The following is a 17287-nucleotide window of genomic DNA, read 5'->3' as shown; positions in this document are numbered from 1 at the left end:
AGTATTTATTCAGGTTTCAACACGTGATGACGCAATCGCGATCGGTTTGTGTCGTTTTCAACGTACGAATCTGAAGGGTTGCTGAAAACACATCCAATTAAGTGAATTTCGTAGGACAGTCGCTTCACGTCATAAGTCCATCCCCATGCCCTCAGCCGCAGCCGGGGTTTCTGAAACCCAAAGACGACGAAGCAGTGATCCAATCAGTTGGTACCTCGCAACGATCGGAAGAATTCCGTTGCTGACGCCCGCCGAGGAAATTGAGCTTGGAAACCAAGTTCAGAAGTTGATGCAGCTCACTGAAGATGGTTCGATCGCAGCGGATAGCGAGCTTTTTGATAGCAAGCAGCGCCGCTTGATTCGGGTAGGCCAGCGTGCCAAGCAGCGGATGATGAAAGCCAATCTTCGATTGGTGGTTAGCGTCGCCAAGAAGTATCAGGGCAAAGGTCTAGAGCTTCTCGATTTGATACAAGAAGGATCTCTCGGTCTTGAGCGTGCGGTTGAAAAATTTGATCCCACCCGCGGTTATAAATTTTCTACTTATGCCTTCTGGTGGATTCGCCAGAGCATGACCCGAGCCATTGCTTGTCAATCGCGGACGATCCGTCTACCAGTCCATCTCAGCGAACGTCTCACCAGCATCCGCAAGGTTAGTTTGGATTTGGCTCATAAGCTTGGAGCCATGCCAAGTCGCCTCGAAATCGCCGAGGCGATGGATATGCCGGTTGAGGAGCTTGATTCCCTGCTTAGGCAGGCGCTCACCACCAGCAGCCTTGATGCACCGGTGAATGGGGAGGAGGGTCGCAGTTTCCTTGGAGACCTGATCGCTGATTCATCCCTTGAGGAGCCTCTCGACCGAGTGGAGCAACGTATTCATCACGAGCAGCTCGGCCGTTGGATGAGCCACCTCAGTGATCAGGAACAGCACGTTCTCACGCTGCGTTTCGGCCTGAATGGCAATGAACGACATACGTTGGCGGAAATCGGCCGGCTTCTCGACGTGTCTCGCGAGCGAGTGCGTCAAGTTGAGCTCAAGGCTTTGCGCAAACTTCGTAATTTGACGCGCCGGGTAGCTCCCACGTTCTGAGTTTTGTCTTGCAGACTTCAACGATCGAATCGATCCGTTGAAGCCACCGCTTGTTTATCACGAGGCCTACAGCGCACCCCTGCCCAGTAGCCATCGTTTTCCGATGGCAAAGTTTCGGGAACTCGAGCGCTGCCTCTTCGACTGTGGACTGGCGGACTCCAGCCAGATGCATCGCCCTCTGCCTGTGCCGCGACGCTGGCTTGAGCTTGTTCATCAGAGGGCTTATCACGAAGCCTTTGCCAGAGACCGACTGGATCGGCAGGCGCAGCGCCGGATTGGTTTGCCCGCTACAACCCCTCTAGTTCGACGCACCTGGATCGCTGTTGGTGGAACTCTGCTCACGGCCAGGCTTGCCTTGCGCCACGGCTTGGCTTGTCATCTTGCTGGCGGCACTCACCATGCCTTTCCCGATTTCGGCAGTGGATTTTGCATTTTCAATGATCTCGCTGTCTGTGCGCGGGTTCTGATCGAACAGGATGGTCTCCGGCGGGTGCTTGTCGTTGACCTGGATGTGCACCAAGGGGATGCCACCGCCCTGATCTTCAGTGGTGATGAGCGTGTGTTCACCTTTTCAGCGCATGCTGCTTCAAACTTTCCTTCCCGCAAGCAGGTCAGTGATCTCGATCTATCACTGCGCGACGGGCTCGAAGACTGGGACTACCTGCAAACGATCGGAGATCATCTCCCCGAACTACTGGATCGTCAGCGTCCCCAACTCGTGCTCTACAACGCAGGTGTAGACCCCCACCGCGATGACCGCTTGGGACGTCTCTGCTTAACCAACCTCGGACTTCTCCAAAGGGATCATCTGGTTCTCGATGCCTGCCTGCGACGGGGAATTCCAGTGGCCAGCGTGATTGGTGGGGGCTATGACGCCATGATTCCCCTTGTGAAGCGCCACGCCTTGGTGTTTCGCGCTGCTGCGGATCAGGCGCGGCTGCACGGGTTGTGAATCAGTTGTCAGCCCAGATGTAACGGGTGAGTTCGGACCCATCGGGCTCAGGAGCGCTCAAGGCAAAGTCCACACAGTCTTGTACTTCGGCATCGATCTCCTTTTCGATCGCCCGAAGCTCTTCGGCGGTGACCAGATTGGCCTCCAACAGCTCCCTCTCCAGGGCTTTCAGAGGATCGCGTTTGGCCCAGAACTGCTTTTCTTCCTCGGCCCTCAATTCGTCTGGATCAGCAAGGGAGTGCCCTCTGAATCGATAGGTCAGACATTCCAGAACGGTCGGCCCTTCTCCGGCCCTTGCTCGTTCCACGGCCCTCTGTGCTGCGGCGCGGACGGCCAGCACATCCATGCCATCCACTTCCTCTCCTGCCATGCCGAAGGCGCTGGCCTTGCGCCAGATTTCAGGATCGCTCGTGGCGCGATCATGGGCCATTCCAATGGCCCATTTATTGTTTTCAACCACGAAAAGGATGGGCAGCTTCCAAAGTTGCGCCATGTTCAAGCACTCGAAAAACTGGCCGTTGTTGCATGTTCCGTCACCGAAGAAGGCCGCTGTTACGGCATTGCTACTGGAATCACCAAGAGCATCACGCTTGTAGCGGCTCGTGAAGGCGGATCCAAGAGCAACAGGGATTCCTTCTCCAATAAAAGCGAAACCTCCCAGGAGATGGTGCTCTTTGGAAAACAGGTGCATCGAGCCGCCGCGCCCCTTGCTGCAACCTGTTTCCTTGCCGAACAACTCGCTCATCACTTCTCGGGCTGGGACTCCGGCACTCAGGGCATGGACGTGGTCCCGATAAGTGCTGCAGAACCAGTCATGCTGGCGCTTCATGGCACCGATTACCCCCGTGCTCACGGCCTCTTGGCCGTTGTACAAGTGCACAAAGCCAAACATCTTGCCGCGGTAATACATTTCTGCGCACTTGTCCTCGAAACGCCGTCCGAGCGTCATGTCTCGATAGAGCTCCAGCCCTGTGGCGGAATTCACTGTGGCCCTCTGGGCTGTTACCAGGCTGGAAAGACGTTCCGCGTGGGCTCCTATCTGAGCGCTCTGGGAATTCGTGCGTACTTCAGTGCCAACTGCGGTGTCTTTGCTCATGGCACGACTTAATCGATCGTCAAGCTTAAGGGGCCGCGGTGAATCAGTGGGCAGAAATCCATATTCTCCCTACTGTATTTCCCCAGGCGCTTGCTTCTTGGTGGATCTGCCCATTGACCATTTCCGTCTGCTGGGTGTCAGTCCCACCGCTGATGCCGAAACGATTCTCAGGACTCTTCAGCGACGTCTGGATCACGCTCCTGACCAGGGTTTTACCCATGAAGCTCTTACCCAGCGTGGCGAACTTCTAAGGCTGTCTGCCGATCTCCTTAGTGAACCTCTGCGTCGTCAGGATTACGAGGCAAAGTTGCTGGAGCTTGGGCGTGATCATCCCGAGGAAAAGTCCGGTTTGGAGATCGTGCCTAGCAGCGAGGTTGCCGGGTTAATTCTTCTCTGGGAAGCCCATTTCCCCCACGAAGCCTTTCAGTTGTCCCGTCAGGCGCTCCAGCCACCGCAAGCTCCGGCCCTGGGGAGCGGCCGTGAGTCGGATATGTCGCTGTTGGCTGCTCTTGCCTGCCTGGATGCTGCTCACCAGGACAAGGACCAGCGTCGCTACGAAGCTGCAGCAACCCTGCTGAAGGAGGGGCTGCAGCTTCTGCAGCGTATGGGCAAGTTGCCTGATCAACGTCGGGCGATCGAAGCCGCACTGAGCCAGCTCAGGCCTTACCGAATCTTGGATCTGCTCAGTCGCGATCTCGCTGAGCAATCCGCGCGTCAGGAAGGTCTCGCGATGTTTGAAGCGTTCATTCTTGAACGTGGAGGACTTGAAGGTGGCTCAGGCGACGGTGAAGGTCCTGGCGAGTCCCCAGACACCATGGATCAGGGCTCCTTTGAGTTGTTTTTTCACCAGATTCGACGCTTTTTAACAGTTCAAGAGCAGATTGATCTTTTCGGTCATCTGCAGGACAACGGGTCGCTTGAAGCTGCGTTTCTTGGGGTGATGGCGCTGGTTGCGGCGGGTTTTTCTCAACGCAAGCCCGAACGTGTTCAGGATGCACGCAACAAACTGAAGGGGCTGGCGCTTGAGGGCTTCGATAAGAAGCCACTTCTGGGCTGCCTTGATCTTCTCCTTGGGAATGTGGATCGCGCCAAGCGTCGTTTCCTCAACAGCTCCAGCTCTGACCCAGCATTGAAATCCTGGATGGACAACCATCCTGGTGATGTACTGGCCTCGATGTGTGAGTACTGCCGCACCTGGCTGGGTCGGGATGTACTCCCGAACTATCGGGATGTGGATGCTGACGCCGTTGATCTCGACACCTGGTTTGCCGATCGCGATGTTCAGGCTTACGTGGAAAGCCTGGAGAGACAACAGGCAAGGCAGGCACCCTTCAACGCTTCACCGCTCGAGGATGAGACTCCGTTGGAAGGCGGTCTTGGCAAGACCTTCATGATGCCGATTGCTGTGCCCGCGGGGACTGACGAGGTCATCAAATCCTCAGAGGAAGTGGCGGAATCGGAACCTTCTGCTTCGAGAACGGTCCCCTGGTCAGGTTTTCCGCGTGTGAGCTGGCCAACGTTGCCCAGTCTGTCTGTCTCGGAGATTCCGCATCGGAGCCGTTTCCTGCTGGTTGGATCAGGAGTGTTCGCCGCGTTGGTCGTGGTGGTGGCTGTCTGGAGCTTGATCGGTCTGCGCGAGGAGGTGGATTCGAACCCGGCTGACGGCCAGTCGTCGGCTCCAGCCAAGGTGAAGCCCCTGCCGAAGGCCAAAGCCCCCTCTTCAACGACCACCAAACTTGAAGTGTCTGAATCCTTGACGGCAGGCAAAGCAGCATCCTGGCCACTTAAATCTGAACAGCCCACGGCGGATGAGCTGCAGCGCCTGCTTCAGAGTTGGTTGGACGGAAAAGCCGCTGTTCTGAGCGGTGAAGGGACAGCACAGTCAACTCTGCAGTCGATTGCCCGTGCTGGCTTGATTAACCAGGTGCAGCAGCAACGCGATGCCAATCAGGCAGAAGGTTTGAAGCAGGCGATCGATGCTTCAATCAAATCGGTACAGCTGGTCAGCGAGACGCCACAGCGGATCGAATTAAGAGCTGAGTTGAACTACCGCGACCAGACAACGACTCAGGAGGGGCGCGTCGTTGATGAGACGCAGCCTTCGGCGATTCTTCTGACTTACATCTTTGGTCGGGACTCTGATGGAGGATGGCGCCTTCAGGCTTTCGAATAAGCCGGATCAGGATTTATCCGGAAGGCCCTGACGGCTTGATGCAGCTTGGAGAACAGCCAGGGTTAAAGATGGAGCTGTTCATACCCATTGCGTTCAATCCTCGTAGGAATTCGGTGCGGCGTCCGGCGATCACCAGGCGGATCCCCTCGGAGGCCAGGAAGTGGTTGGCATTGAAGAACACCAGTGGTGCGTTGAAGCGGAACAGCAGCAGTCCAGAAAGTCCCTGTCCATCCACATGGGGCGGGCCGTGTGTTTCATAAAACGAATAATCGCGAGCGCCACGGCGATCAAAATTCCGTTGATCGCTCCCAGGGTGACCACCCCCAGGGATGTGATCAAGGACAGAACGAATTCATTGCAATCGAGCGTCCAGAGACGCTTCAGGCTGGCCAGATTGAGCAGGGAGTAAGCCGCCAGCATCAGCACCGCCCCGAGGGCTGCCACCGAAAGGCCTGCAAACAGATCGCGGAACGATCCTGAGATGGGCGATGGTTCCGCAATGCAACAAGGCCTTGTGCCAAAGAGGCGAGTTGCATGGCATCACGCTCTGCTGCCAGCCTAGAAATCACTACTGAACCCGGTCACTTTTACGATCAGTGATCTGAAACCGCCGCGTCACCGATGTTCGATGAGCTGTCAGCCCGCTTTGAAGATGCGGTCAAGGGGCTGAGAGGTCAGGACAAAATCTCCGACACCAATGTGGAGGGGGCCCTCAAAGATGTACGTCGCGCACTGCTGGAAGCGGACGTAAGCCTTCCTGTTGTGAAGGACTTTGTTGCCGATGTGCGCGAGAAGGCCGTTGGCTCCGACGTGGTGCGTGGCGTCAGCCCGGATCAGAAGTTCATCCAGGTTGTGCACGAGCAGCTGGTTGAGGTGATGGGTGGCGGTAACGCCCCGCTGGCCCAGGCCGAGGAGGCACCCACCGTTGTGTTGATGGCCGGTTTGCAGGGGGCTGGTAAAACCACGGCCACGGCCAAGCTCGGCCTGCATCTCAAGGATCAGGGGCGCCGGGCTCTGATGGTCGGCGCCGATGTGTACCGTCCGGCTGCCATTGAGCAACTCAAGACCCTTGGTGGTCAGATCGGTGTGGAGGTTTTCAGTCTCGGCGCTGATGCCAAACCCGAAGCCATTGCAGCTGCCGGTTTGGCCAAAGCGAAGGAGGAGGGTTTCGACACCCTGCTGGTGGATACAGCGGGTCGACTCCAGATCGACACCGAAATGATGGAGGAGATGGTGCGAATCCGCACCGCCGTTCAGCCGGATGAAGTGCTGCTGGTGGTGGATTCAATGATCGGTCAGGAAGCGGCTGAGCTCACCCGTGCCTTCCATGAACAGGTCGGTATTACCGGAGCGGTGCTCACCAAGCTGGATGGCGACTCCCGAGGTGGTGCAGCGCTGTCGATCCGGAAGGTGAGCGGCCAGCCGATCAAGTTCATCGGAACGGGCGAGAAGGTGGAGGCTCTGCAGCCCTTCCACCCGGAGCGGATGGCCAGTCGCATCCTCGGTATGGGCGATGTGCTGACCCTGGTGGAGAAAGCTCAGAAGGAGGTGGAGCTGGCTGATGTCGAAAAGATGCAGAAAAAGCTGCAGGAAGCCACGTTTGACTTCTCAGATTTCGTGCAGCAAATGCGCCTGATCAAGCGCATGGGATCGCTGGGTGGCCTGATGAAGATGATCCCGGGGATGAACAAGATCGATGACGGCATGCTCAAGCAGGGCGAGCAGCAGTTGAAGAAGATCGAAGCGATGATCGGTTCCATGACACAGCAGGAACGGGAGAATCCCGATCTGCTGGCTGGTCAGCCGTCCCGTCGCCGCCGGATTGCCCGGGGAAGTGGTCACCAGCCCGCCGATGTGGACAAGGTGCTGGCGGATTTCCAGAAGATGCGTGGCTTCATGCAGCAGATGACCCAAGGCGGAGGCATGCCTGGAATGGGTGGCATGCCTGGAATGGGCGGATTCCCTGGCATGGGTGGCGGTATGCCCGGGATGCCGGGTGGAATGCCGACGGGACAGGCTGGGCGCGGGGGCGGGACCCCTCGCCGGCAGCGTCCGGTCAAGAAGAAAAAAGGTTTCGGGCAGCTCTAATCCCCCGACAAGGTAAGTTGGTTGTTTGGCGCTCGTTTCACCTGCGCCGATTGTTTCCACCTCAGCAAGCGCCACGATGATCAAGCTCCGCCTGAAGCGGTTCGGTAAGAAGCGGGAAGCGAGCTTCCGCCTTGTGGCGTGCAACAGCACTTCCCGCCGCGACGGACGTCCATTACAGGAGCTCGGGTACTACAACCCCCGCACCAAGGAGACCCGTCTGGATGCAGAAGCGCTGCGTGAGCGTTTGGGGCAGGGTGCCCAGCCCACCGATGCGGTGCGCACTCTGCTCGAGAAGGGTGGCTTGATCGAGAAAACGGTGCGTCCGGCTGAGATTGTCGGCAAGCTCAAGCAGGCGGCGAAGCGTGAAGCCGATGCCAAGCAAGCAGCCAAGGAGGCTGCTGAAGCCAAAGCTGCAGCGGAAGCCGAAGCTAAAGCTGCAGCCGAAGCCGAATCTGGCGACGAGAACGCGGAAGAAGCACCTGCCGAATCCTGATCAGCAGCATGTCCGAGGCTGCCTCAGACGGTTGCTTCGTCTTTGACTTACCCCACACGGAAGCCGCTCTTGCTCTCGCAGGTGGCCCCTCTGGTCAGACTCTCCGGCAATTGGAGGCTCTGACGGGTTCATCTCTTGTGATTCGCGGATTGCAGCTGGTGATCCAAGGCCGTCCAAGCCAGTTGGAGCGCACGGCCGCAACGGTGGAGTTGCTCCGCAAGTTTTGGCAGGCGGGTGAGCCGATCTCTCAGGTGGATCTGCAATCCGCTTTGCAGGCCCTCGACACAGGGCGTGATCGCGAGCATGACGCCATGGGTCAGCAGGTCCTGGCCAAAAATCAACGGGGTGCACTGTTACGTCCGCGCACGTTGCGTCAGAAGACCTACGTGGAGGCGATGGAGCGCAACGATCTCACGTTTGCTCTCGGGCCAGCGGGCACAGGCAAGACGTTCTTGGCCACGGTCCTGGCCGTGCGCATGCTCACGGAGCGCAAAGTGGAGCGATTGGTGCTCACCAGGCCTGCGGTGGAGGCCGGAGAGCGACTGGGCTTTCTTCCCGGAGACCTTCAGCAGAAGGTGGATCCCTACCTGAGGCCTCTCTACGACGCGTTGCATATGCTTCTGGGCCCCGAAAAAACGGCCGCAATGCTTGAAAAAGGGGTGATTGAAGTGGCCCCGCTGGCTTACATGCGCGGCCGCACGCTGGCGGAATCCTTCGTGATCCTCGATGAGGCTCAGAACACCACGCCGGCTCAGATGCGCATGGTGTTGACCCGTTTGGGGGAGCGATCGCGCATGGTGGTCACCGGTGACATCACCCAGGTGGACCTCCAACCAGGACAGCTGAGTGGTTTGGTGGAAGCCTCCGAGGTGCTCGATGGCGTGGAGGGTGTGGCGGTCTGCCGCCTCACAGCCGCCGATGTGGTGCGTCACCCCCTCGTCCAGCGGGTAGTGGAGGCCTATGCCCGTCGTGACAAAACCCATCCCCGCCGGGAGGGTCCTCCCGCGCGACGCTCGATGGGGAGATCCGCACCGAGGTAGATCCCACAACCCTGTTGCAGCTGGCAGGATGATTCCAGTGATCTGGGGCGTTATGCCAGCCAGCAGCAATTTTCAAGACGCCATCCGCGAGGCACAATCCAGTGCCCTCGTCGGCCCCAATGTTGTGAACAAGGCCCTCCCTTATGTGGGAGGAGGCATGGCCCTGACAGCAGCGGGCGTTGTGGGTGGTATGGCCACGATGGCCTCCATCGGCTTTCAGGCCTTCAACGGGTTGTCGCTTGTCGCGATCATCCCCTGGTTCATTCTGTTTTTCGTGGCCCAGAATGCGGCCAGTAAAGGGAACAACGGCACAGCGTTGCCCCTCATGGCGGCGTTCAGCCTTCTCACGGGCTTCACGCTCACCGGTCTGGTTGTGCAAGCGATTGCCGTGGCGGGTGTGGCCTCAATCGGCATCGCAGCTTTGGCCACAGGTCTCACGTTCGTGGTCGCCTCCGTGGTGGGACGCCGAATGAGCGACAGCGTGGGTCAGGCCCTCACAGCTGTGGTGGGCCTCGGTTTGATGGGGTTGATCATCGCCATGCTCGGCATTTTCGTGGCCGGTTTCTTTATCCCTGGCATCTACGCCGCAACCAATCTCGCCATCGCGGGTTTCGGCACCGTGTTGTTCGTCGGCATGGCCTTTGTCGACTTTTACACCATGCCTCGCACCTACAGGGATGATCAATATTTGGCGGGCGCTCTGGGGATGTATCTCACTTACATCAACCTGTTCATCTTTATTCTCCGCCTTGTGATCGCGCTACAGGGTGGTGGTCGCCGCGACTGAGGTGAACGCCTTGCTCGAGGCCTTGATTTGTCGCAACCCCGGCCTTGAGCCGGGGTTTTTGTTGGCCGTGAGTTCTCTGGAGCGACCCGAAGCCAGGCAATAAAAAACCCGGGAGAATTCCCGGGATCCGAACCGACTGATCCCCATCACCCGGCCCTCGGACCACAACGATAGGACGCTCATTACGGGATGCGTCTCAACTTCAGATTGGCCTAATAGTGCTGCAAAACGTTCCTTCATCTTTGCTGCCACCAGATGTGGTGCTGGTCTTTGACTGGATCTCTGGCTATGGTCAAGTTTCCCCATCACCCGGCCCGGAGCTTTACGCCCCGGGCTTTTTTACTGGCCAGTCACACCAGATCTAGCGTGGACGGTTTTAGGGCCGTCCTGTCTCTGCTACGGCATGAACGGCCTCGCCGATGGCCTCTTTTTGATCCTTGTTGTACCCCCAGCGCTCAAGAAAGCTGAGGTCGTCGCCACGGCTGTGGCTGGCAGCTTCCAGCAGGGTCTCAAGTCGCTCCTTGACTCTCTGGCTGTCGAGCTGGCGCAACAGCTCGGTGCAGCGTTGATTGACCCGCTCTGACCCCATGGCTTGCGCCTCATCGCCGTTGTTGCGGTGATGCACCACCATCGCCGCGCTCATGGCCAGGTTGCGTGCAGTGAGATCCACCACCCCGTCGCCAGCCTCACGCAACTTGATCACAAGAGCGTCAGGCAGTCGGTCCATCAAAGTGCTCTCGCCGGCGAGACTCACCACGAAGAACCCCCTGGCTCCGTCGCGGCTGGCAAGAAGTTCTGCGGCGCGATCAGCCATTACCTCATCGCTGATCTCCTCTTCGTCCCACTGTTTTAACCAGGTGGCGGCGATCTCCATTGCCTCCTGGAAGTTGGGGTTTCTGTTTGTCATGGCCAATTGGTGCCCGCCCCATCAGGCTATTTCTCTGAATCAGGCAGGTCCGTGACCCCGCAGACTGAGATTATGCAAGTCACTCCATTGGCTGACGGTCACCGCTCCGGCTTTGTGGCCCTGATCGGGCGTCCCAATGTCGGTAAGTCCACGCTGGTGAATCAGTTGGTAGGTGACAAGGTGGCGATCACGTCTCCCGTGGCGCAGACAACGCGCAACCGCCTGCGCGCGATCCTCACCACAGCGGAAGCACAGCTGATTCTGGTGGATACCCCGGGCATTCATAAGCCCCATCATCTGCTCGGAGAACGCCTGGTGCAAAGTGCCAGGTCGGCCATTGGTGAAGTGGACCAGGTGCTTCTGTTGCTGGAGGGCTGTGAACCTCCAGGCCGAGGGGATGCCTTCATCGTCAATCTCCTGCGTCAGCAGCGGCTGCCGGTGCAGGTTGTGCTCAATAAATGGGATAAGGTCCCCACGGCGCGACGACCGGAGGCGGATGCTGCTTACCGCGATCTGTTGGCGGAGTCAGGGTGGCCCATCCACTACTGCTGCGCGCTCACGGGTGAAGGTTGCCCCGAGCTCGTTCGGGCCGTCAGTGCCTTGATGCCGGAGGGGCCTCAGCTTTATCCGGCCGACATGGTTAGTGATCAACCTGAACGGCTGTTAATGGCCGAACTGATTCGTGAGCAGGTGCTGCTCCTCACCCGGGAGGAGGTGCCTCACAGTGTTGCGGTCAGCATCGACAGGGTGGAGGAGATGCCATCCAAAGGGAAGGGATCGGGCCGAACTGCGGTGCTGGCCACCATCCTTGTGGAACGCAAAAGTCAGAAAGGCATTCTGATCGGAAAGGGTGGCGCCATGCTCAAGACCATCGGCCAGGGGGCGCGCTTGCAGATGCAGACCCTGATTGATGGTCCGGTGTATCTGGAGTTGTTCGTGAAAGTGGTCCCCGACTGGCGCAGTAAGCCGCAGCGGCTGGCAGAACTGGGATATGCCGAAGAGGGCCGCTGAACCATGTCCTGCGAGGATGGATCCATGGATGAAACCGCTTTCCCCCCGGACGATCTAGAAGCCTTTCTTCAGTTGTGTGCAGGCCGTTGGATGAGTCTGCGCAGTCGTTTTGATCTTGAGGGTGCCGAGGACCAATGGCATACCAGCGACCGTGGTGAGGTCACGGTGAAGGCGGCGCGCCAGGATTCAGCCTGGACGCTCACGGTGGAGGCGGCGGATGGCGTGTCCAGTGAGCTTCTGTTTGCGGCGAATGGTGAGTTGATGCTGCGCTCGCAGGCCTCACAACGCCAGGGGTACTGGCAGTTCCGCCCCGACGCCAGTATCGAGCTGGAGGTGATGGAAGGCGACACCCGGGTGCTTGAGCGCATCTGGTTCATCAAGCCCAACCTGCGGCTGCGCAGCACCACAGCCACGGCGCCGGAGGGGACCCCCGTTCAAGCCCGTTTCTGCTCCGAGATTCGGCGCGTGTCAGCGCCACAGCCCTGATCCGCAATGGCTCCGTACCGGCTGGATGTTGTGACTCTGGCTCCGCAGGCCTTCTCGCCCATGCGCGAGCTGGGGGTGATCGGGCGTGCTTTTTGCGCTGGTCGCGTCGAGTTGGTTCTCCATAATCCGCGCGATCACGCCACCGATCGCTATCGCAAGGTCGACGATGAGCCCTACGGCGGTGGTGCGGGGATGGTGCTCAAGCCTGAACCGGTGTTTGCGGCTTTCGACGCGATTCCTGTTTGTGGGCGTCGCCGAGTGCTGCTGATGACGCCTCAAGGCCATCCGTTGCAGCAAGCCGATCTGCAGCGTTGGGCCAGTGACAACGATCAGCTTGTGCTGCTCTGTGGCCATTACGAGGGGTTTGACGAGCGCATTCGTTCCCTCGCTGATGAGGAGGTGTCGCTCGGCGACTTTGTGCTCACCGGCGGTGAGTTGCCGGCCATGACGATCATCAATGGTGTGGTGCGCTTGCTTCCGGGTACGGTCGGCAGCGCAGAATCCCTCGTGGAGGAGAGCCACAGCGATGGCCTGCTTGAGCACCCGCACTACACCCGTCCAGCCGAGTTTCGAGGGATGGGGGTGCCCGAGGTGTTGCGCAGCGGAGACCACGGTGCCATTGCCCGCTGGCGTCAGCAGCAGCGGGAGCTGCGAACGGCAGATCGCCGACCGGATCTGATGCAACGCTGGCAGCAGCGCGTCGGCGCTGACAATGAGTCAGAGAACAGGGCCTGAATGACGCTTCGCATCGGCAACGGCTACGACATTCATCGGCTGGTGGACGGCCGGCCGCTGATTCTCGGCGGCCAGCGCCTTGAGCACCCTGACGGTGTTGGGCTCGATGGCCATAGCGATGCTGATGTTTTGGTGCACGCAATCATGGATGCCCTCCTCGGGGCGTTGTCCCTGGGGGATATCGGCTTGTATTTCCCGCCTACGGATCCCCAGTGGAAGGGGGCTGACAGCCTGAAGCTGCTGCGCCAAGTCGTGGCGCTTATCCAGCAGCGCGGCTGGCAGGTGGTGAATGTGGATTCGGTGGTGATCGCTGAGCGCCCCAAACTCAAACCGCACATCGAGGCCATGCGTACAGCCATCGCCATGGCGATGGGGATTGCGCCTGACCAGGTCGGTGTGAAGGCCACCACCAATGAACGCCTCGGTCCTGAAGGTCGCGAAGAGGGCATCGCCTGTTATGCCGTCGCCCTGCTGGGCCAATGATCACGTTCCCTTGGATCGGGCTGCGACGAGTTCTGCTTAACCTTTCAGGGCTTTGTTTGGCTCTGGTGATCGCTTTGGCTGGACACGATGATCTTCGCCTGATCGCCTTCGCAGACCCCGAAGGTGGTTATGACGTTGCCGTGGTGGAGCATCTGCGTATTCAGGTGCCTGATCAGGCGCGCGACGCCTGGATGGAGGCTGAACGGGGGAGCTGGGAGCCGTGGCTCACTCAGCAGAAAGGTTTCCTTGGTCGGGATTTGCTCTGGGATCCCACCAGCCAAGAGGGCACGCTGTTGATCCGCTGGAGAAGTCGAGAAGCTTGGAAAGCGATTCCTCAGGAGGAGGTGGAGGCCGTACAGCAGCGGTTTGAGTTGATCGCCCGTCAGGCTTTGGGGCAGGTCGAGGGAAATCCCTTCCCACTGGTGTACGAAGGGGAACTTCTACCCCCATGACCGTGGACGAGACTCGTCTCGATCTTCAGCGCCGTCAGCGCCTGGGGATGGTGGAGGCCGTTTGGGGCCTGCATAAGAGTTCCGAGCAGATCGCGTCCATCCTGCGCAGCATGCGTGCTGCGGGTGAGTTGGCGCTTGTGACCCGGGTGAGTCCTGACAAGGCAGTCGCGGTTATGGACGCTTTGCCAACTGTGGAGTGGCATCGCGATGCAGGATGTCTGACGGATGGATCTCTCCCGAATCCTTCCCAGGATGTAAGGGTGGGCGTGCTCAGTGGTGGCACAAGCGATCGACGCGTTGCTGCCGAGGCGGAACTCTCTCTACAGGTGCATGGGGTGGCGACCAAGGTGCTACTCGATGTGGGTGTGGCTGGCCTGCATCGTCTTCTGGCTGTACTGCCATCGCTTCAGCCGCTGGATGTGATCATTGCCTGCGCTGGGATGGAAGGGGCCTTGCCCACGGTGCTGGCCGGGCTGGTGCCCCAGCCAGTGATCGGTGTGCCTGTATCCGTGGGGTATGGCGTCAGTGCTGGTGGGCGTGCCGCCCTCGATGGCATGCTGGCGAGCTGTGCACCTGGTCTGACGGTTGTCAATATCGACAACGGCTACGGAGCTGCAATGGCCGCCTTGCGCATTCTCCAGGGGAGAGGCGTTTAATCCTGGGCAGACAATGCAGAAGAATTAATCCGTCGACGCATGGGGCAGGAGGGTTGCGACGGAGTCTTCAGGTTCCAGTTCCAGCGTGGCTTCGACCCAGAGACGTAGGGAACGGGGCAGACGATCCTGGTCATAGCGCTGAAGGGCTTCCATCAAAACGCTGGAATTGACCCAAGAAGGGGATCTGGCCGACATTCAGCAAGTGCAGCAACCGCAAGGTGCTTGGAGCCTCGAAAGCGGGCAAGAGGGACGGTTGAAGATCTGGAATTGATTTAGGACGCTTGTTCGTACTTGGTCCCCAGTCGCCAGAGCTCATTGCTGTGGGTCGGCGATTCGACGTCCCTGAGAGTGCGGACCAGTTCAAAAAGATCGTTGCGATCAAGCTCTCCGTTCGTCTGCCACTGCATTACTCGTGGATCTGGTCGGGATGCAGGGGCCAATGAACTGGTGCGTTAGTAGTCATTTCAACCTATCGATGTCATCCGCTTTTTACGCGTTTGATGACATCGATTCTGTGGAAGATTTTCTTAAACCTGCTTCAGAGGTGTTGAAGGTTGGGATACGCCGTCACCAGTTCATCAGCGCTGAGAACATCACCAGCGCCATCGGGCTGCCAGATCACTTCGAGAGCGATGAGATCACTGGAAGCCGTGGAACCGAGGATGCGCAAGGACTCTCGCAGGTCTTCACCGTTGTCGGCCTGTTTGAGATTCACTGATCGACGGCTGGCCACAAGGAGCGTGACCACAATGAATTCATTGGTCGCATCAGCATCGCCACGGCTGGCGGTGTGCTCACTGCTGGATCGAACTCCGCCCACATTGGTGGTGAGCTCTTCACGCAGCTTGCTGCGCTCTGTCATGGACAGACGGTTGAAGGTTGATTCAGCTGCGTTGAAGGGAACGCTGCCCGATTCGGCATTGGCGTAAACCCAAAGATCAGGCTGGCGCAGAAGGGCCAGCGTGGTGTCCTGAAGCACCCGCTGAAGTCCGGCTGGAGAGCTGGTGTCGGCGGATGAGGCGAGGGCACGTAAATCAGATTGAAGATCCTTGGCGCTTGCAAGAAGGCCGATCTGCAGTTGAAGCATCGACACCGGACCCATAGGAATTTCCCGAGGGCTGTCATATCCACCAACTCCACCTCCGATAGCGGGACGGTTTCCGGCTCCACGGAATGCATTCACGAGCACCCCGACAATGGCCATCAAAACGAGGATTCCAAGCAGTCCGCCGCCGCCGAAGCCGAAGATTGGAATGATGAAGGGGAAGCCGAAACCGCCGCCAAAGCCTCTGTTGTAGCCGCCGTTGTAGCCCCTCCTGACTCCACCGCCATAGCCGCCGCTCCGGGGCATGCTTGGTGCCCTGAAGCTGCCGCCTCCGATCCGGCCACCACGGGCCGCATCACTGGGAAGTGGATGGATTAAGAGAAGACCCACCAGCAGCACTGGCACCATCAACCCTGATAGCCAGCGGTGGATCGCTCGGTTGGTGAGGCGATTCGGCGAATGGGCCAAAACGACGTAAAAAACTGAAGTGATCCTAGGAACCACCACCAACAATGGTGACGATCTCAAGGCTGTCACCTTCTTGAACCGGCTGGTTCCCCCAGCGTTCGGGGGTGAGGATCAAACCGTTGAATTCAACGACCACCAGCCTGGGGTGATGGCCAAGGGCATCGATTACTTGATCCAGATGGGTGAGGCCTCCGTCGATCTGACGTGCTTCTCCATTGACGGTGAGTTGCATGTTGAATCGACGGTTTAAAGAAGCAAGTCCAGCAGCTGCCGGCTGGCGAGTGCTGGATCGTCGGACGCCATGATCGCGCTCACCACGGCCACCCGGCTGGCGCCGGCCTCACGCACCTGGGGCAAGGTTGTGGCTGTGATGCCACCGATGGCGAACCAGGGAATGTGAGCTGCTGCGCAGGCTTCCTTCACCCAGTTCAGTCCGGCGGGTTGCCGATCGGCTTTGGTGGCTGTGGCGAACACCGGCCCTACGCCTGCATAATCCGCCCCTTCCTGTTGCGCCTCTTGAAGCTGCCCCAGCGCGTGGGTGCTGCGTCCGATCAGCTTCTCGCTGCCGAGGAGACGACGGGCCTCGTTGTGGGGCAGATCCTCCTGACCGAGATGAACACCGTCGGCATTCACGAGCAGGGCGAGATCGATTCGGTCATTCACGATGAACAGAGCGCGATGCGATTGGCAGAGCTCCGCCAGCTGCTTTGCTTCTTGCAGCCTCAGCCCATCGGATCCATGCTTGCGTCGGTACTGAACCAGAGTGACGCCTGAATCCAGGGCCGCGTTGACGTGGCGGACAAGCCGTCCGCCGTCGTCGTCGGTACTTGGATCTGTGATCAGGCAAATCTTGGCGTCCTCCAGCTGTTGCTTGCGGCGGTTGTGTCCGCAGGCTTCAAGAATTCGCACCTCATGGTCGTAAAGCGAATAGCGCACTTCGGCTGCCGTTTGGGCAAGAACGGCATCAGCCGTGCGGGTGAATTCCTCAATCACCCGAAGTGCTTCTTGCACGCGGCTGGCATTGGCCTTCACGATGGCGACGCTGTTGGTGCGGCTGTTTTGGGCCGGATGGCCCAACCCTGCCGCGGTGTCAGTGGCGGTGGACCGGGCCTGTCGATAAGCGTCGTCATGCAGCTGGCCGAGCTGTTGCCGCCAGTCCTTGAGCGGCACAACAAGGTCATGACGATCGAGACCGAACCGACACCAGTCTTCGATTACGCGCAGTCCCTCACGGGCTCGATCGAGGTTGGCATCGATCAGCCTCGCCACACGGGGATCAGTGCTGGGGGCGACAGGCATCGATTCCATGGCACTCTGGGCAGGATCTC

At 59.1% G+C, this 17287-nt stretch carries 20 protein-coding genes; 13 read left to right on the top strand and 7 right to left on the bottom strand.

Features of this window, described 5'->3' with window-relative positions:
- Positions 1 to 145 precede the first annotated feature (145 nt).
- Both ACLM45_RS05525 and ACLM45_RS05520 read left to right on the top strand, forming a co-directional pair.
- On the top strand, positions 146 to 1087 hold the full coding sequence (locus tag ACLM45_RS05525; protein ID WP_006041928.1) for an RpoD/SigA family RNA polymerase sigma factor: 942 nt from the start codon (positions 146 to 148) through the stop codon (positions 1085 to 1087).
- 37 nt (positions 1088 to 1124) lie between these two features.
- Positions 1125 to 2039 (top strand): histone deacetylase, encoded by a 915-nt coding sequence (locus ACLM45_RS05520; RefSeq protein WP_415411041.1) that lies wholly within the window; start codon positions 1125 to 1127, stop codon positions 2037 to 2039.
- A gap of 1 nt (position 2040) precedes the next feature.
- Here ACLM45_RS05520 and pdhA read toward each other — a convergent pair whose 3' ends face one another.
- Positions 2041 to 3135 carry a pyruvate dehydrogenase (acetyl-transferring) E1 component subunit alpha gene (pdhA, locus tag ACLM45_RS05515; protein ID WP_415411039.1) on the bottom strand — a complete coding sequence of 365 codons (1095 nt, stop codon included), beginning with the start codon at positions 3133 to 3135 and terminating at the stop codon, positions 2041 to 2043.
- 100 nt (positions 3136 to 3235) lie between these two features.
- On the opposite strand from pdhA, the gene ACLM45_RS05510 reads away from it, so the two are divergent.
- Positions 3236 to 5308 (top strand): IMS domain-containing protein, encoded by a 2073-nt coding sequence (locus ACLM45_RS05510; protein WP_415411362.1) that lies wholly within the window; start codon positions 3236 to 3238, stop codon positions 5306 to 5308.
- A gap of 129 nt (positions 5309 to 5437) precedes the next feature.
- Here the strand turns inward: ACLM45_RS05510 and ACLM45_RS05505 are convergent, their stop codons facing one another.
- Positions 5438 to 5752, bottom strand: coding sequence for a hypothetical protein (locus ACLM45_RS05505; RefSeq protein ID WP_415411037.1), 315 nt, complete (start codon positions 5750 to 5752; stop codon positions 5438 to 5440).
- 177 nt (positions 5753 to 5929) lie between these two features.
- Between ACLM45_RS05505 and ffh the strand changes: the two genes are divergently transcribed.
- The 4 genes from ffh to ACLM45_RS05485 all read left to right on the top strand — a co-directional run bounded on the left by ffh (position 5930) and on the right by ACLM45_RS05485 (position 9716).
- Positions 5930 to 7396: a signal recognition particle protein gene (ffh, locus tag ACLM45_RS05500; protein WP_415411035.1), complete on the top strand. Its 1467-nt coding sequence runs from the start codon at positions 5930 to 5932 to the stop codon at positions 7394 to 7396.
- Between the two features lie 76 nt (positions 7397 to 7472).
- On the top strand, positions 7473 to 7889 hold the full coding sequence (rpsP, locus tag ACLM45_RS05495; RefSeq protein WP_038005070.1) for a 30S ribosomal protein S16: 417 nt from the start codon (positions 7473 to 7475) through the stop codon (positions 7887 to 7889).
- Between the two features lie 8 nt (positions 7890 to 7897).
- Positions 7898 to 8929, top strand: a complete 1032-nt coding sequence (locus tag ACLM45_RS05490; RefSeq protein WP_006041920.1) for a PhoH family protein — start codon at positions 7898 to 7900, stop codon at positions 8927 to 8929.
- A gap of 52 nt (positions 8930 to 8981) precedes the next feature.
- On the top strand, positions 8982 to 9716 hold the full coding sequence (locus ACLM45_RS05485) for a Bax inhibitor-1 family protein (RefSeq protein ID WP_006041919.1): 735 nt from the start codon (positions 8982 to 8984) through the stop codon (positions 9714 to 9716).
- A 376-nt stretch (positions 9717 to 10092) separates the two neighbouring features.
- On the opposite strand, the gene ACLM45_RS05480 is transcribed toward ACLM45_RS05485, so the two are convergent.
- Entirely contained in the window at positions 10093 to 10623 is a 531-nt protein-coding gene (locus ACLM45_RS05480; protein ID WP_006041918.1) for a hypothetical protein, read from the bottom strand.
- Positions 10624 to 10695: 72 nt separating this feature from the next.
- On the opposite strand from ACLM45_RS05480, the gene era reads away from it, so the two are divergent.
- Genes era through larB form a run of 6 tightly spaced genes read left to right on the top strand, consistent with a single transcriptional unit; the run spans position 10696 to position 14446 of the window.
- Positions 10696 to 11634: a GTPase Era gene (era, locus tag ACLM45_RS05475; RefSeq protein ID WP_415411033.1), complete on the top strand. Its 939-nt coding sequence runs from the start codon at positions 10696 to 10698 to the stop codon at positions 11632 to 11634.
- Between the two features lie 3 nt (positions 11635 to 11637).
- On the top strand, positions 11638 to 12120 hold the full coding sequence (locus tag ACLM45_RS05470) for a phycobiliprotein lyase (RefSeq protein ID WP_415411031.1): 483 nt from the start codon (positions 11638 to 11640) through the stop codon (positions 12118 to 12120).
- A 6-nt stretch (positions 12121 to 12126) separates the two neighbouring features.
- Entirely contained in the window at positions 12127 to 12855 is a 729-nt protein-coding gene (gene trmD, locus ACLM45_RS05465; protein ID WP_415411029.1) for a tRNA (guanosine(37)-N1)-methyltransferase TrmD, read from the top strand.
- Positions 12856 to 13338: a 2-C-methyl-D-erythritol 2,4-cyclodiphosphate synthase gene (gene ispF, locus ACLM45_RS05460; RefSeq protein WP_415411027.1), complete on the top strand. Its 483-nt coding sequence runs from the start codon at positions 12856 to 12858 to the stop codon at positions 13336 to 13338.
- Positions 13335 to 13790, top strand: coding sequence for a TIGR03792 family protein (locus ACLM45_RS05455; RefSeq protein ID WP_415411025.1), 456 nt, complete (start codon positions 13335 to 13337; stop codon positions 13788 to 13790). The genes ispF and ACLM45_RS05455 overlap by 4 nt, the downstream gene beginning before the upstream one ends.
- Positions 13787 to 14446, top strand: a complete 660-nt coding sequence (larB, locus tag ACLM45_RS05450; protein WP_415411023.1) for a nickel pincer cofactor biosynthesis protein LarB — start codon at positions 13787 to 13789, stop codon at positions 14444 to 14446. The genes ACLM45_RS05455 and larB overlap by 4 nt, the downstream gene beginning before the upstream one ends.
- A 24-nt stretch (positions 14447 to 14470) precedes the next feature.
- On the opposite strand, the gene ACLM45_RS05445 is transcribed toward larB, so the two are convergent.
- From ACLM45_RS05445 to ACLM45_RS05430, 4 genes are all read right to left on the bottom strand, one after another.
- Positions 14471 to 14641, bottom strand: a complete 171-nt coding sequence (locus tag ACLM45_RS05445) for a hypothetical protein (protein ID WP_415411021.1) — start codon at positions 14639 to 14641, stop codon at positions 14471 to 14473.
- A 343-nt stretch (positions 14642 to 14984) separates the two neighbouring features.
- A complete protein-coding gene (locus ACLM45_RS05440) occupies positions 14985 to 15959 on the bottom strand; it encodes a DUF1517 domain-containing protein (RefSeq protein WP_415411019.1) in 975 nt (324 codons plus the stop codon).
- 25 nt (positions 15960 to 15984) lie between these two features.
- Positions 15985 to 16191: a sulfur carrier protein ThiS gene (thiS, locus tag ACLM45_RS05435; protein WP_006041907.1), complete on the bottom strand. Its 207-nt coding sequence runs from the start codon at positions 16189 to 16191 to the stop codon at positions 15985 to 15987.
- Between the two features lie 14 nt (positions 16192 to 16205).
- Positions 16206 to 17267, bottom strand: coding sequence for a thiamine phosphate synthase (locus tag ACLM45_RS05430; RefSeq protein ID WP_415411017.1), 1062 nt, complete (start codon positions 17265 to 17267; stop codon positions 16206 to 16208).
- Between the last annotated feature and the right edge of the window lie 20 nt (positions 17268 to 17287).

The sequence above is a fragment of the Synechococcus sp. A10-1-5-9 genome (assembly GCF_047716785.1).
Classification (GTDB): domain Bacteria; phylum Cyanobacteriota; class Cyanobacteriia; order PCC-6307; family Cyanobiaceae; genus Synechococcus_C.
Note: the sequence above shows the minus strand (reverse complement) of the source record. Positions and strands in the feature narration are given on the sequence as shown.